14 protein-coding genes and 1 tRNA gene are annotated in these 14,773 nt (G+C 53.3%); 6 read left to right on the top strand and 9 right to left on the bottom strand.

Annotated elements, in window-relative coordinates; translation table 11 throughout:
* Positions 1-33: 33 nt before the first annotated feature.
* The gene (locus tag CQ011_RS11345) at positions 34-477 is read left to right on the top strand and encodes a hypothetical protein (RefSeq protein WP_105677835.1); all 444 of its coding nucleotides are present in this window, start codon (positions 34-36) and stop codon (positions 475-477) included.
* 979 nt (positions 478-1,456) lie between these two features.
* Positions 1,457-2,497 carry an alpha/beta hydrolase gene (locus CQ011_RS11340; RefSeq protein WP_105677834.1) on the top strand — a complete coding sequence of 347 codons (1,041 nt, stop codon included), beginning with the start codon at positions 1,457-1,459 and terminating at the stop codon, positions 2,495-2,497.
* Here CQ011_RS11340 and CQ011_RS11335 read toward each other — a convergent pair whose 3' ends face one another.
* Genes CQ011_RS11335 through CQ011_RS11325 form a run of 3 tightly spaced genes read right to left on the bottom strand, consistent with a single transcriptional unit; the run spans position 2,498 to position 5,803 of the window.
* Entirely contained in the window at positions 2,498-3,070 is a 573-nt protein-coding gene (locus CQ011_RS11335) for a histidine phosphatase family protein (RefSeq protein ID WP_105677833.1), read from the bottom strand.
* A gap of 58 nt (positions 3,071-3,128) precedes the next feature.
* Complete coding sequence (locus CQ011_RS11330; protein WP_105677832.1) at positions 3,129-3,764, bottom strand: ABC transporter ATP-binding protein; 636 nt, start codon at positions 3,762-3,764, stop codon at positions 3,129-3,131.
* Complete coding sequence (locus tag CQ011_RS11325; RefSeq protein WP_105677831.1) at positions 3,761-5,803, bottom strand: bacteriocin-associated integral membrane family protein; 2,043 nt, start codon at positions 5,801-5,803, stop codon at positions 3,761-3,763. Before CQ011_RS11325 ends, CQ011_RS11330 begins: the two co-directional genes overlap by 4 nt.
* Before the next feature lie 436 nt (positions 5,804-6,239).
* Between CQ011_RS11325 and CQ011_RS11320 the strand changes: the two genes are divergently transcribed.
* On the top strand, positions 6,240-7,571 hold the full coding sequence (locus CQ011_RS11320) for an amino acid permease (protein ID WP_105678038.1): 1,332 nt from the start codon (positions 6,240-6,242) through the stop codon (positions 7,569-7,571).
* Between the two features lie 54 nt (positions 7,572-7,625).
* Here CQ011_RS11320 and CQ011_RS11315 read toward each other — a convergent pair whose 3' ends face one another.
* The gene (locus CQ011_RS11315; protein ID WP_105677830.1) at positions 7,626-8,282 is read right to left on the bottom strand and encodes a YoaK family protein; all 657 of its coding nucleotides are present in this window, start codon (positions 8,280-8,282) and stop codon (positions 7,626-7,628) included.
* Between the two features lie 90 nt (positions 8,283-8,372).
* On the opposite strand from CQ011_RS11315, the gene CQ011_RS11310 reads away from it, so the two are divergent.
* Entirely contained in the window at positions 8,373-9,029 is a 657-nt protein-coding gene (locus tag CQ011_RS11310) for a DsbA family oxidoreductase (protein WP_105677829.1), read from the top strand.
* 23 nt (positions 9,030-9,052) lie between these two features.
* On the opposite strand, the gene CQ011_RS11305 is transcribed toward CQ011_RS11310, so the two are convergent.
* Positions 9,053-9,685, bottom strand: a complete 633-nt coding sequence (locus CQ011_RS11305; RefSeq protein WP_105677828.1) for a LytR C-terminal domain-containing protein — start codon at positions 9,683-9,685, stop codon at positions 9,053-9,055.
* A gap of 66 nt (positions 9,686-9,751) precedes the next feature.
* A complete protein-coding gene (locus CQ011_RS11300) occupies positions 9,752-10,051 on the bottom strand; it encodes a type II toxin-antitoxin system VapB family antitoxin (protein WP_096254069.1) in 300 nt (99 codons plus the stop codon).
* A 259-nt stretch (positions 10,052-10,310) separates the two neighbouring features.
* Between CQ011_RS11300 and CQ011_RS11295 the strand changes: the two genes are divergently transcribed.
* The gene (locus CQ011_RS11295) at positions 10,311-11,351 is read left to right on the top strand and encodes an isopenicillin N synthase family dioxygenase (protein WP_105677827.1); all 1,041 of its coding nucleotides are present in this window, start codon (positions 10,311-10,313) and stop codon (positions 11,349-11,351) included.
* A gap of 248 nt (positions 11,352-11,599) precedes the next feature.
* Here CQ011_RS11295 and CQ011_RS11290 read toward each other — a convergent pair whose 3' ends face one another.
* The 3 genes from CQ011_RS11290 to CQ011_RS11280 all read right to left on the bottom strand — a co-directional run bounded on the left by CQ011_RS11290 (position 11,600) and on the right by CQ011_RS11280 (position 13,028).
* On the bottom strand, positions 11,600-12,364 hold the full coding sequence (locus tag CQ011_RS11290) for a response regulator transcription factor (protein ID WP_105677826.1): 765 nt from the start codon (positions 12,362-12,364) through the stop codon (positions 11,600-11,602).
* A gap of 83 nt (positions 12,365-12,447) precedes the next feature.
* On the bottom strand, positions 12,448-12,819 hold the full coding sequence (locus CQ011_RS11285) for a VOC family protein (RefSeq protein ID WP_105677825.1): 372 nt from the start codon (positions 12,817-12,819) through the stop codon (positions 12,448-12,450).
* A gap of 124 nt (positions 12,820-12,943) precedes the next feature.
* Positions 12,944-13,028: transfer RNA gene (locus CQ011_RS11280), tRNA-Ser, on the bottom strand.
* A gap of 187 nt (positions 13,029-13,215) precedes the next feature.
* Between CQ011_RS11280 and CQ011_RS11275 the strand changes: the two genes are divergently transcribed.
* Positions 13,216-14,739, top strand: coding sequence for an HNH endonuclease signature motif containing protein (locus CQ011_RS11275; RefSeq protein WP_105677824.1), 1,524 nt, complete (start codon positions 13,216-13,218; stop codon positions 14,737-14,739).
* Positions 14,740-14,773: the final 34 nt, after the last annotated feature.

Here is a 14,773-nt window from a genome sequence, read left to right as displayed (position 1 = left end):
ACGTTAGAAGTTCTTATTTGGGATGGAGGATTAATGAGTGAAGCTACGGGCGACGATAAGCCATTGAGCAAGATCGTCGCAATTTTCTGGGTGATACTGATTCTCATTGCGGTCTTGGTCTTCGTTTCGCTTCCGCTTTCGGCTGGCATCGGGAGTGCGATCCTGATTTTTGGAATGGATCAGGTTCGCCAAGATGTTGCCGGTTGGTTCGTTTACTGGGCTATCGGCACGTTGATTGCGACTGTAGTTGTCACCGGGATCATTGAAGCTTTCCTCAAGACGAAGTTTCCAGATAATAAACCACTCCGAGAAGCATCCTCATGGTCTACCGGATTTGTTGTGATGACAGTTTGCTATACAGGATTCTTCAACTCTTGGGTGGCCTGTGTGGTTGCTTCAGCGGTCTCAGCACTGTTATTCATTGTCTTGCTTTGGATCGTCAAGAAGTTTCCTGCGCGTAAACGACCAACGTCATAAGGCGAATAAATTTCTGGCAAATGAATGTTCAGGGACATAGTCTATTTTAGCCGTCTATCCCAGATTTTATGGAGGAGGCAGAACCCCCCGGATCCAGCCACTAGTTGGTCTGCCCGTGGGATTCTGTTTTCTGCATACCGATAGAAGCCCTATCACTTAAGATCAGGCTGGCACAGACGATTTCATTCAGTCAATAAACCAGTCAATGGGTGGACTTTCAGATGAATTGACTGAACTAGTGTTTACGCCAAGCTTGGGCGACAGACTTGACCGCTGAAACCTCCAACTGATTATGCACATTCCCGAACCGATGCCACATTCACTTGCGATGATGGACCTCCTCCAATCAAGAGGCGATGTGTGGGCGTTTCTACTATCTTGTAGCCCGCCAGCATCGCTCCAGCACATTCCGCTGCGACAAACTTCGGAACCGCGCTGTGGGAGGTTCGCCAATGCCACACGGATCCGCCTAATCGAACCAACCAGCTCATGAGATTCCAGAACTGAGCGAATCCCGGACAGGATTTGGCTGCCACGATAACGATGAATCCGGATCCTTAACGTATATTTTTGATGAATGACCGCCATCTAGCCGGTTAGTCGAGAGTCCCTTAGTCGATTGCTGAACATGTACTTCATCGCGCACATATAGCGTATTCACTCCTTCTGAGATGCTCGAAATCCTTGTGAGCCACGCTGTGGTCCGGACGCTATGTGGAGAAAACTTCTTACACCAGAACGACATGTGCAGGTGGCCTGCTAACGCGTATGTACTCTGACAATTGCGGCTTACCCACCAGCGTTACCTGGACACCCCAGCACCGGCCTATGAAATGGCCAGCTAGTCCAGGACAGTAACTCGGCGGTCCGCGCCTGAACTCAACAACTTATTGCGCACTGCCACGAACTGCGGCATTCATCGGATGGTAACCAGCCCATCCGGTGAATGCCGTTTTTCGTGCGCGGTTAGGATATCTTTATGGCCTTCCAATTTCGTTCCCCCACCGAGGAACTTTGGGGCGCCGATGTGCTGGGCGCAGATTATGCCTGTCGCAAGCTACCGCTCACGGACGGTTCCACTGCGACATTGATCCGTCACCGTCCGGCTGGTCGCCGGTTACGTTTTGCCCCACCCTTGCGTGGATTGGCGATCTTATATGTGCACGGCTGGTCCGATTACTTTTTCCAGACCGAGTTGGCGCGGTTCCTCACCGAGGCCGGAGCCGACTTCTATGCACTCGATCTGCGTCATTACGGGCGTAACCTCGGCGCCTCTAGCGTGCCGGGTTTCATCACTAACCTGGAGGATTATTTCGAGGAATTTGATGCGGCACACCGAATTATTTCCAGTGCGCATCCGGGCACACGTTTTGTGATGCTCGGCCATTCCACCGGTGGGCTCAGCGCGGCGCTCTATGCGGCGGCGAACCCGACCAAGGTTGATGCGCTGGCGCTTAATAGTCCGTGGCTAGAATTTCAGGCCTCGGAACTGGGACGCACCGCCTTAGCAAAAATTCTGAAAGCAACCAGCCATCGTAACCCCTACCGAAACCTCCCGGGCATCGACCCGGGGTTTTACACCCGCACGGTATCCAACCGTTTTGAAGGCGAATGGGAATACAACTTAGACTGGCGACCTGCCAACGGTTTTCCCTTGCACACCGGGTTCATCTCCGCGGTATTCGCCGCCCAGGCAAAGGTCAAGAAGGGCCTAGATTTGAAGCAACCGGTGCTGGTCATGCTTAGCGCCAAAGACTACCTGCTGCCGCGTTGGAATGATGCCGCTACCCGCTCCGATGTGGCACTAAACGTGCAGGTGGTCGCGCAACGAAGCATCAATCTAGGCCGCGAATTACATTTGGTTCGGCTACCCAACGCACTGCATGACGTGTTTCTTTCACCTGTGTCGATACGTTCCGACGCATACCTGCGGCTAGGATCATGGCTGTCTAACATTAAGAGTCAGCAATCCGACTCAGGTATTGCTCGGGCGGTACAGCGCACAGTAAGACGCGACTAACTACTGGGTTTTGACCGGCGGTTGTGGCACCTGGTCATTGACCAGCTTTAGTTCCCAACCATCGGTTTCATATTCCAGGATCGCTACCGATGCGTTGCGGATGGTGTCCAGCTGGTACCCGGCAAAATGCGAGAGCGTGTAACGAATAATCGTGCCGTGACAGACTACTGCAACATTTTTACCCGGGTAATCGGTAGCGATCTGTTCGATGGCCCGCAGCCCGCGGTCAACCACCGATTCCAAAGACTCGATGCCGCCACCGATTTTGCCTGGCCAGCGTTGCGCGGCCTCGGTTTCTAAAACCCCTTCGCCTTCGCCGTAATCACGCTCGATGAGCAGATCATAGGCTGGGCCAAGTTCTAGGCCGAGCCCGTCGGCGATAATCTGTGCGGTTTCACGTGCGCGACTTAGTGGAGAAGAAACGATGACGTCCCAACGTGCGGAGCCAAGGATCTGCACCGCGTCGCGGGCTTGCGCCCGCCCGGTGTCATTCAGCTCGATATTGCTACTTCCCTGCAACCGTCCTTCGAGGTTCCAGCGGGTCTGACCGTGTCTGATGAATCCAAGTTCCATAAGTCCATTCTCCCACCGTGCGTGCCTTCATTATTGCGCCCGCGGTGCTCGCGTTGCGCTAGGCCAAGTCCAGAACCGTGTCGCAATGGCTCATTACAACATTCGAATGGGTCGCGACTAGTACGGTTGCACCCGCATTCGCGATATTGCGCAGTTCGTTCAGCACCATGGATTCATTGGTGCTGTCCAAGGCGCCGGTGGGCTCATCAGCAAGCACGACCGCAGGACGCTTAACCAGCAGCCTGGCTAACGCCACCCGTTGTTGTTCTCCCCCGGATAAGGAATAGACCAGCTCCTTGCCTCGTCCGCCTAGTCCCACACGTTGCAACGCTCCGTCAAAGTCGGCACCCAGGATCTTTGATTTACCCGATGCTGCGAGTGCTACTTCGAGGTTGTCCCTGATCGTGGAGTTTTCGATCAGCGCATAATTTTGGAACATGTAGCCCAAAGAGTCACGCCGGAAATAACGTTGTTGCTTACCGGAAAAGGCGGAGATTTGTTGCCCGCCCACAGTAATACTTCCGGCATTGAGCTTCTCTAGTAACCCAATACAGTTCAAAAGAGTCGACTTTCCGGATCCCGAGGTTCCCATCACTGCCATCATCTGCCCGGCAGGCACGCTAAACGACAGGTTTTGAAATAGTGTTTTGGAGCCAAAGGTTTTGGTGGCCCCGTGAACCTCAATATTGCTCATGCGGTTTCCTCACTATGGGTGCGAATCAGGCTTTGAGTCTTCACGCGCACGACAACTAAAAGTAGCAAGACATTTAACAGGGCTACGCCCAGAACCACGACCGGTTGCCACTGCGCTACGGCCAGATCATTGGCTACATGCGACACCTCGCCGAAATTCTTCGCGCGAAGAGCCGTCCAAACTCCGCTGATCAACGCCCACACCACGGCTACCCCTAGGAGAACTGCTTCGGCTTTGAAAAGCCACCGGTGAGTGGACCAAAACGACCACCCATGCAGATATCGCACCAAAATCAGTTGGGCATTACCCCGGACATGAATCTGCGCCATTCCTACAGCGGTTGCGAGGAGCACCAGAAGCGCTACGACGGCACAAACTGTCTGGAAGCGAACCGACTCGTTCAACGTCGCTGAATCCTCGGCGGCCAATTGAGCGATCGGGAGGTAGGCGGAAATCCATGTTCCCAAGAATTCTTTAGGGGTGTCGTTCAGCGCTTGTTCTGCGTCCGCCATCAGAAGCTGGCCCCTACTGGCTAGCGACATGTAGCCATCATCGGCAATGAACCCTGAGTTCGCCCCGATGCCAACAACAATGACGTCCTCCAGATAACTCGGCTTGTTTGGATGATCTGCTCCTGTGCCGTAGAGGAAATGACTCTGTCCACCACGCAATACCTGAGTGCTTATCGATGGTGGTTGGCTACCTCCATAATTTTCCAGTAGTGCTCTTTCCACCTCGGCAGCGGAATGTGTGGAGTGTTCGGGAATCATGATGAGAACCTCATCGTCTGGAACATCGGTTATTTGCTGCCCCCGATTATCAAGGATTCGGTTGCGTTGGAGGTAGCCCTGACTAACTAGCAATACCTCGTCAGTAAGTGCGGCGCTCGATGAGTACTCAGCAAGTGTGCTCACCATTATGGTGTGCCCCAAACGATCTTGTTCTTTAAGCCAATTCCCCGACTCAACCGCTAACTGTTCCGTCTGTTGTGAAACATAAAGGCCTTCAAAGAAGATTTTTGCCACGTTGCCTACATCGGCTAAAGATTCTTGGTTTCGTTGCGCTTGTGAGGCCGCCGTGCTCGCAGCGAAAGCCGAGGCGATAAGTGCTATCGCCAAGATGATGCTTGGGAAACGTAAAAGATAGGTGGCCGGAACCGCAACTTTGAACCCGAATTTACCTTTGATCGCGTCGAGAATTTTCACGTCAAACGCCAAGAGTAACGCCGCAACATAGATGCAGGTGACGATTAATAACATGAGCGTTACCAGGCCAAGCCCCGATGCCAGATATCTGCCCAGCTGGTTCCATCCGTTGTACAGCAATAGCCCTATCAGCGCCGCGGTGAAGGAGATCGCAAGTATCAACGCGATGGCCGGTAGTTCTTGCCGGAGGTCTCGTTTTAATCCCGTACTGGTGTTGCCTCCGTGTAACCGAAGAATCGCGTAACTCTTTGCCCGTGAGAGGACCGAAAATCCGGTCAATAATGCCACGAGTAGCAAAACTAAAAGCGTTGCTGCCCCTAGGACACCAAAGAAAATCTCTCCGAGAGCGGCCGGAATAAAAGCACCCGGTCTTTCGGTTTCTACCGCATAACCTAACTGGCTAAAGTCGTGGACCACCATATCCAGCGCGGCCGAATTGCCAATGATGAAGTATTCTCCGCGAGGGTCTACCCCACTAAGCTCTGTTGCTGCGTGCACGTTAGTACTGACGCCCTGGCTGAACTGCGGAAACCCGGTGTCCAACCACTTTGCTTCTTTGCCATCATTATCGCCACTGGCCAGATAGAAGTGGCGCACTGAAGTGTCATGCAAATCGCGAATTTCTCGCACTATGGTGGAGCCGGAGCGTTGAGCTGATCCCTGAACCACTACGTCCAGCCCCTGACTTCCGGACAACGTATGTGTGCCCGAGACAAGAATTCTGCTCGCGCCTGCAAGCGTTGATTCATCAATGGACTTGGTGACCATGAAAGAGACAAAAAGTGAGTATAAAACGGCTACGGCAACGGCTAGTCGCAGTCCGGTATTTTTCATGTGTTCTTTCCGCCTGCTTTTGCACACCGACTTCAGAATGCTTCTAGGTCGAGAGCCACTGTCCATCGTTACTTCGCAATATTTACGGGCTTTAGTTTACCCAAAGAATAACCCCGGGCTATTATTCAACATATCTCTGACCAGTGAAAATATACTCAAAAGTTATCTCATACCCATTCTGGGCTCTTGTACCGAGCACGACAAGAAAAGGTTACGGCACCGCAGATGAGCTATCTCACGATAGAGCTTGACCACAAACAACCCCAGGCAACACCGCACAGCACGTAAAATTCTTGAGGCACGCGCTGGCTTAAATTCTTTGAACCACGCGCACAGCCACTGATCACATGCACCTCAAACAAGATCCGAGATTTTCATCGTGACCGATATTAAGGGCTCCCTCGCCCGCGGGCTCACGGCCCGCCACATCCGCTTCATGGCACTTGGCTCTGCTATTGGTACCGGATTGTTCTACGGTTCCTCAGCTGCCATTCAGGCCGCTGGACCGGCAGTACTTTTCGCCTACATGATTGGTGGCGCTGCGGTATTTATCGTCATGCGCGCCATGGGTGAGATGGCGGTGAAACATCCGGTCTCTGGTTCTTTTGCACACTATGCCTCACGCTACCTAGGCCGCTTCGCCGGGTTTGTCACCGGCTGGACCTTCACCTTTGAGATGGCAATCGTTGCCATTGCCGACGTGACCGCTTTCGGTATTTACATGCGTTTCTGGTTCCCGCAGGTCTCACAGTGGATCTGGGTTCTTGCCGTGGTGCTACTGATCGCGGTCATCAACTTGATGAAGGTTAAGGTCTTTGGCGAGACAGAGTTTTGGTTGGCAGTCATCAAGGTCACCGCAATCATTGCGATGATCATTGGCGGCGCGGCACTAATCGTCTTCGGTTTCACCGCACCTGGTTCGGAAACAGCCACTGGTTTTGCAACCTTAATGAGCGCCGGCACCCTATTCCCTAATGGATTCATGGGGCTACTGCTGTCGTTCGCTGTAGTGATGTTCGCCTTCGGTGGCATCGAGACCATCGGCATCACCGCCGGCGAGGCCGAAGATCCTGCGAAGTCTGTCCCAGCTGCGATCAACACCGTCCCCTGGCGCATCCTGCTGTTCTACGTAGCATCACTTGCCGTAGTCATGATGCTCTTCGACTGGCGTCAGATTGATGGGTCAGCCTCTCCATTCGTGCAGATCTTTGACGCACTGGGCCTTCCTGCCGCTGCTCACATATTAAACGCAGTGGTTATTACCGCCGCAGTGTCCGCAATCAATGCCGATACCTTTGGTGCCGGCCGCATGATGTTTGCGATGTCACGTGAAGGCCATGCTCCGGCCTCCTTCGCGAAAATCTCTCGCCATGGAGTGCCGTGGATGACAGTAGTTATCATGTCCATGGTGTTGCTGGTCGGCGTGGTTCTCAACGCCCTGCTACCGGAATCACTGTTCATGATCATCGCCTCAATCGCCACCTTCGCGACGGTCTGGGTGTGGATCATGATCCTCACCTCCTATTTGGCGATGCGCCGCAAGGAAAAAAAGAGCGTCGCCCTCGAACGCGAATTCACGGTTCCCGGTGGCACCATCAGCGCTTGGATTGCGTTGGTATTTATGGCCTTTGTGGTCGTACTCCTAGCCTTAAGCGCGGAGACTCGCGTCGCGCTTTATGCCGGTGCCGGTTGGCTAGTCCTGCTTGGTTTGGCCTATAAGTTCCTCGTGCGTACACCGCAAGAAGAGCTTGTCTCAAGCAATAAGTAAAACGTCCCATTACTAAAAATTCGCCAAGTCTATGACTTGGCGAATTTTTTGTGCTTAACGTGCGCCGCTCATCAGACGACGTTCACGTATCAATCCAAGGCTCGCCCAACCGAGCATGCCCAGAGCCACCAACCACAATGCAGCAAGCCCAAACTGCAAGTAGGCAAATGCGCCACATACCGAGCCGAGGGTAATCATGGCCCAAAGGATCGCGTAAGGAACCCACAAGGTTCGATTTGCCCCAGATAAGGCTCCTGCCAGATGCTGACCAAGCTTCACTAGCGTCCCGGTCATATAGGTCAATCCCAACGACACTTCCCCAGAGCGGGTATAGCTAACATTGACTGCCCCCATAGCCGCTGCCAGCAAGCAAGCCGTCACCGTTTCTCCCGAAGAACCTAAAATCGCTGCTACCAATAAGAGTGCCCCGGATAGATACATCACCCGGGGTCGCCTGAAGCGTGAAGCTTTGGCAGAAATCAGCGTCGCAAGCACCACTCCAAGCACGAAGCTGGCCACAAAACTCATCGCTAGCAACCAACCATTTACGTCACCAGTTGCGAGTGCGGCGGAGGAACGTGTTGAGTTACCGGACATAAAGGAGAGGAAATATCCGGAGAAATGTAAGAATCCCACGCCATCGACAAAACCAGCCATCATGGTGATTCCACCCGCAAAGAAGATCCCTCTATAGCTCAATGACTTGGCCATTTTCCTCCTGACTGCACCGAACTTCTTTTGCTTCTATCTTGCCATCTGGTAATCGGGAATGTAGCAGGGCTCCAAGTAGTTGAACCTTACATGAGTGAAAAACGAGTCCGTGTGGACATCTGGTCCGATATTGCCTGCCCTTGGTGCTTCATTGGAAAGCGCCGCTTTGAAAAGGGTGTCGAAGAATTTGAGTTCTCCGACAACGTGGATGTGTATTGGCATGCATACCAACTGGATCCGAGCCTGCCCGAACACTATGACGGTGATGAGTTGCAGTACCTTTCGCAGATAAAGGGTATGGATCCGGAGCAGGTGAAGGGCATGTTAGAACATGTCACCGAGCAGGCCGCTGGCGAAGGACTCAACTACAGATTTGATCAGTTGCGTCCGGCTAACTCGTTCACCGCACTGCGCCTACTTGAGCAGGCGAAGACCGAGTCCAAGGGCAGCGAGATGAAAGAGACCTTACTTTCGGCACATTTCGAGCGCGGCCTGGATACCGCAGACCGCCAGGTTCTTGCCAAGCTCGCTACGCAGGTCGGACTCGATGAGTCCGCTACCGCACAGACACTGAGTACGCAGAAATACGCCGAAGAAGTTAATGCAGATATCGAGCAGGCTCGTCAGTTGGGCATTAGCGGAGTGCCATTCTTTGTTATTGACGGCAAATACGGCATCTCCGGAGCGCAGCCAGCCGAGGCTTTCACCAACGCGCTGACTCAGGTTCACGCCGAAACCGTTAGCTAGATTCCACCGGTGCTTCGCTGCCGCTATTTCGATTCTGCGCAGCGAAGCTTTCCGGGACCGTCATTCAACTTGCGCTCCTTTTCCAGTCCTTCGAACTTGGCTCCGACCTCTAAATCAACGCGATCATCGCGGCGGTCTTTGTCAAAGACGAATACTGCACCAGGGACCTGCCGTTGAATGCTCAGCGCTTGCGCGTAACCCTTGGGGCCGGCAATCACCGCTCCCACTTCATCGGCATAGTCACTGGCTGATTCGGTGACCGAGGTGATGGTGAAGCCACGCTCTTTAAGGCTTTCGGCCGTTGCCCCTGCTAATCCTGACTCACCGGTGGTATTCAGTACGCGGACCATGACCGTGCCCGGATCTTGAATTTTGAAGTTCACATCAGGACACACCGGGTTTTCGATTTTGGCCGGAGCATCGCTTCCTGCCTGTGGTGCTTGGTCTTTATTCCAGGGCCAGTTGCCGGTGAAGATCAGTACTGAAGCCACAAAAACGACCACGACCAGCGAGGCCATGACCGTAAAAACCACGTTCTGTCGACTACGGCGACGCTTTTTGGCCTGCCCATCGGATTGAAAGGCGAGCTCTGCTTCGCTGACGATGTGTTGCCCATGCCAGCTGCTTGGATCGCGGCGATCCTTCGGCTCGGTCATAAACCCACCTTCCCTGCGCACCCTTGGGCCTGCGATGTGAGGCTATCTTGAGTCGAAGCCTACCCGTTAGCCTTCAAGATCCAACACCCTTGCATGGATTATTGCTCGATGGTGCAACGCCGAACGTAAGGCTCGGTGCAACCCATCTTCCAGATACAAAGTGCCCTGCCAGCGCACTACGTGCGGGAACAGATCTCCGTAGAAGGTTGAGTCCTCGGAAAGCAGTGCCGATAAATCGAGCACCGTCTTAGTGGTCACCAGCTCGTCGAGCTTCACCTGCTGTGGAGGGATTTCACTCCACTGCCGAGAGGTGGATAACTCATGCGCTGGGTACGGACGGGAATCGCCCACTGCTCGGAAAATCACTCTCTAAGCATATGTACAACTACCAGAAAAAACACTTTACCCTCCGCAAAACGCACATTCTTCACGTTTAAAACCGATATGCGAAGAAATGACGGGCCAGGCACCAACCACTACCGAGAAAACTGTTTAGCGAATCGCGATCGCTAATAATGGGACTTTGTTAAGCAAAAAGCAAGGATTGTTACGATGGGTGAAACTTGGCGGAACTCAGCGTAACGGACGCTAGTAACAATTGTGTTTTTGGGTGCACGCTAGATGTATGAACAACGTAGTCACCGAGATCCCAGTCCTCGATATCTCTACCGCACGTAACGCCGATGGAAGCTTTAACGAAGCCTTCATAGTAGCGCTACGCGATGCCGCGCATCGCGTAGGTTTCTTTCAAATCGTGGGTTACGGCTCCCAAGAAAACCAGGATCAGGAACTCTTAGACACCATTGCCGAGTTCTTCAAAAAACCGGTCGAAGAGAAGATCAAGCTCGACAACCGAAACAGTGCCCAATTCCGCGGTTACACCCGTATGGGCACCGAGATCACTCGGGGTCGCGCAGACGCACGCGAACAGATTGATTACGGTCCAGCACGTGAGACTCTCTCCGAGGTTCCGAGCGACAAACCATTCTTGAATCTTCAGGGGCCGAACCAGTTCCCAGAAGATTTCCCACAGCTCGAAGAACGGGCCATGCAGTGGGCGGAACTGATGAATCAGACCGGTCACGAACTACTCTCTGCGCTTGCAGTTGGTATGGGGCTACCCGAAGATCATTTTGATGAACCCTTCGCCAAGACTCCTTCTTGGATGGGCAAACTAGTACATTATGTCTCAGGTGACGTGGTTCCGGAGTCCGGCAACCAGGGCGTAGGTTTACACGCTGACTACGGTTTTGTAACCCTGCTATTACAAGACCAAGTTGGCGGCCTGCAGGTGCAGCCATACGGCCAGGAAGAGTGGATTGCGGTGCCGCCTACCCCCGGTGCGCTAGTGGTCAACCTTGGCGAAATGCTCGAAGTAGCTACCGACGGATATCTGATGGCAACCATTCACCGGGTGATCGCACCGCCAGCCGGCGTGGACCGTTACTCCGTGCCGTTCTTCTATTCCCCACGCCTAGACGCGGTGATTGATAAGGTGCAGCTACCGGCAGCTCTTGCAGCGCAAGCACGAGGAATCTCTGATGATCCACAGAACCCGATGCTCGCCTCGTATGGCGCCAATGTACTCAAGGGTTGGTTGCGTGCCCACCCACAAACCGCTGCTATTCATTACCCAGAATTGAGCAGCCCCACGGCATCTGTCTAGTCACCGATTTCCGCTGAAGTATGAAGGCTTCGAAATAGTATTGCGCTACTATTTCGAAGCCTTCACTCACTTAAACGGGTATCTGTATAGAAAACCGCCTGCTCGACAGTCGATTAGTCCCCCAAGTCCTAACCTGATTCAGCACTTCGCCCCGTCTGGCCCAAAGCCATGGACAACATTGTGCTCGATGAGTCTCAAGTTGACGCCATCGACAGCTCAAGATCAGCTCAAGAATTATCCAGCCGGTATTACTTGGTTTCGTGGGGCCCAATCATTCGGTATCCGACACCGCGTACCGTCTCGATCCACAGTTCTTCACGCGCCGAATCGCCTAGTTTGCGCCTTAGATTTGCAATATGCACTTCAATGCTTCGTACGGCTGCCGGTGACACATATAAGTCCACCGCTTCCAGCTCATCTTCATCGCTCAGAATGCGAGCAAGCTCTTTTTTGCTTCGCACATGCCCGGGATACACCAGCAGCGCGCGCAACAGCGAAAATTCAGTAGCAGTCAGCTCAACCGACACGTCATCAATCATCACTTGCCAGGTCACAACGTTCAGCGAGAGGTTTCGATGGCGAAGGATCTGATCCGCACGGCGCTCACGCAAGGCGAGCAAATTATTGATATTGTCTTGCCGCCGGACGAAGGAATCGACGCGCGCCCTGAATTCTCGCTCTTTTATCGGCTTCGCAACTACGCCGTCGGCACCGGAGTCATAGGCATGAACTACTTCAAACTCATCATTTGTTTCAAGCACTGCTAGTAGCAGCGCATTAACTCGCGCAGAAATCCGCCGTAGCGTTTCGTGCCCGTCAATATCTCGAAGGCCATACCCCACCACAATTACTTCTGGATTGCTCCGTGTGGCTAGATCGACGCCTTCTTCCCCAGTCGAGGCCTCTTGAACAACAAATCCCACGTGTTTGAGCAGTCGAGACAAGACTGCTCGGGTCTCAAATTCGTGCTCAATAACGACTGCCTTACGATTTTCCCCAGCCAAGCCAGCCACACCCCCATTTAGTGATCGCCCTCACTGTCCACCTGAGAAACCATGCTACCGGACGGCCTCGACAGGTTGACCGAGAGCGAGCACTACAGCTGCTGCGAACTGAGGACGCAAAATTCATTGCCTTCAGGGTCAAGAAGGATGACCCATGAAACATCACTCGCATCAACTTCAGGGTACGTAGCACCCAGCGATAGTAGCCGCTCAACTTCTTCATCTTGCGTGCAGTCAGTCGGGCGAACATCTATATGTAGCCGGTTCTTAGATGTCTTCTCTTCTGGAACCTGCGCGAAGGTCAACACCGGATGTGGACCTAACGATGATTTTTCCGCAGGCCCGATAGTCACTAAGCCGACTTCTTCAGAGAGCACCGAGTAGTTGAGCGCTTCAGCCCAAAACCGGGCAATGAGTACCGGATTTTTACAGTCAATCGCGAGTTCTTCGAACCTGCAGCTCATAAAATTCCTCCAAACTACGGCGAAACGACCCAGCGTCGCGCGCGAGCACAACGTACTTATGGATGCTACTCCTGGAAGCAAATTTAAACACGAAAACCCCCGATTTCTCGGGGGTTTTCATCGGCGGAGGATAGGGGATTTGAACCCCTGAGGGCGTTAACCCAACACGCGTTCCAGGCGTGCGCCATAGGCCGCTAGGCGAATCCTCCTCAGTTTGCTCCGTGGAGCAGGTACCAGCATATCTAAATATCGTCACAATCACGAATCGAGAACTTCAGCAATCATTATGCGGTTATCCAACACATAAAATTGCCTAACTTTAGGGGATTTTTACCTTTATCCACAACTGGTAAAAGCTCCCAACTGCTCTCCTAGCACCCATTAGACACTTAAAACATGAATAAACGAGAGGTATTTCATAACGACGATGATGCGCATCGTCTCCATATCAGTCCGCCGGGCACCAGAACAGATCCAGGTACCGACGGCATGTGGGCTGCCAATATTGAGCAGGATACGATCTTCGCCCAACTGGCAGCCATCACCAAGGAGCTCCATGAATCGGGCAGAGCCATCGAACCTGGCAGTGGTCTAAGCCAGTTAAAGCTTCTTAGCCAGGCCCGCAGCATGCTTGACGCTGCAGAGGCGGTGCTACTAGCCGACACCTACGAATTGGCAACCAAGCAGGCGGCGCAAACAGGTACTCAAGAATTTCTTATCGAGGACTCGCTTCAAATCCAAGCCGCAGAACGCTTTGGTGTAAACCCGCAGTCGGAACCATTGGTGCGAGCCTCATTTATTGCCGAAGCCTCCGGTGCCTTGCGCCAAAGCGATCGAATTACCCAGAGCAAACTTTTCACGGCTGAGGGATTGCGTTATCTCTGTAAAGAAACTCTCAGTGAATTGAGCCAAGGCACCATCACTACCAAAAGTGCCACCGAAATCGTCGCTCAGTCTCAGGATCTCGAACCCGATAATGTCCAGCAACTGCAACAGGTGCTTCTACCTATTGCTCGTACCGGTTCGGATCGTTCGGTGAAAGACCGTGCGCGTAAGATGCGCGAACGCTTCTTGCCAGAACCAGTGGAGGAACGTCATGACAGAGGCCGCGAGACCCGTTCGGTCATCTGGTGGCCTGAAGCCGATGGAATGGCGGTGCTCCAACTCCGCATTCCCGCAGAGGACGCACTGGCGATCCTCAACACGGTCAACTGGCATGCCCGTAACCACGACGATCCAGAAGATCTGCGTAACGAACAACAACGTCGCGCAGATATCCTCCGCGATGCCATCCTGGACGGCTGGCCAGCTAGCGAAGGCACACCGCTTAAAGCTCGCGTATCGTTGACCATTCCGGCCTTGCAGATGCTCGCAGATCCATCTAGGACGCTGGCGGATCTTGAAGGATACGGACCGATTGGCATCGGAGCTGCCTTGCGCGTAGCAAAAGATGCTCCTTCGCTGATGGCGGTACTCACCGATCCCTGGTCGGGTGCGGTAATCGACGTGGGTAGGCGTAGATATCGACCGTCCAAAGCCCTGAAAGATTTACTGCGAGAACGCGATAACCATTGCAGGTTCCCCGGATGCAACCGACTACCTGAATCCAGCGAAATCGATCATATTGATGACTGGGCCAAAGGCGGCCATACAAACCGAACTAATTCACAGTTATTGTGCAAACGTCATCAAATGTTTAAACACGCGCTCGGTTGGCAGTCCACGTATATGCCCGACGGATCGGTCAATTGGCGGTCGCCAAACGGAATCTTGCAGGTGGAGCTTCCTGGCAGCGTCACCAGTGTGCAGAACTTCGACTTTGAGCGGAACCAGACTCCGATGCTCCCAGCGTCTGAATTGCCTGCTCGAATACGAAGAGTACTTGGCTGGTATGACCCACCGGACGCGGAAGTTGGGTGAGTCAACCTATGCAATCTCTTCCCCGGGTTGAGAG

It is taken from the genome of Arthrobacter sp. MYb213, assembly GCF_002979915.1.
Taxonomy (GTDB): domain Bacteria; phylum Actinomycetota; class Actinomycetes; order Actinomycetales; family Micrococcaceae; genus Glutamicibacter.
This window is presented reverse-complemented; position numbering and strand designations above follow the sequence as displayed.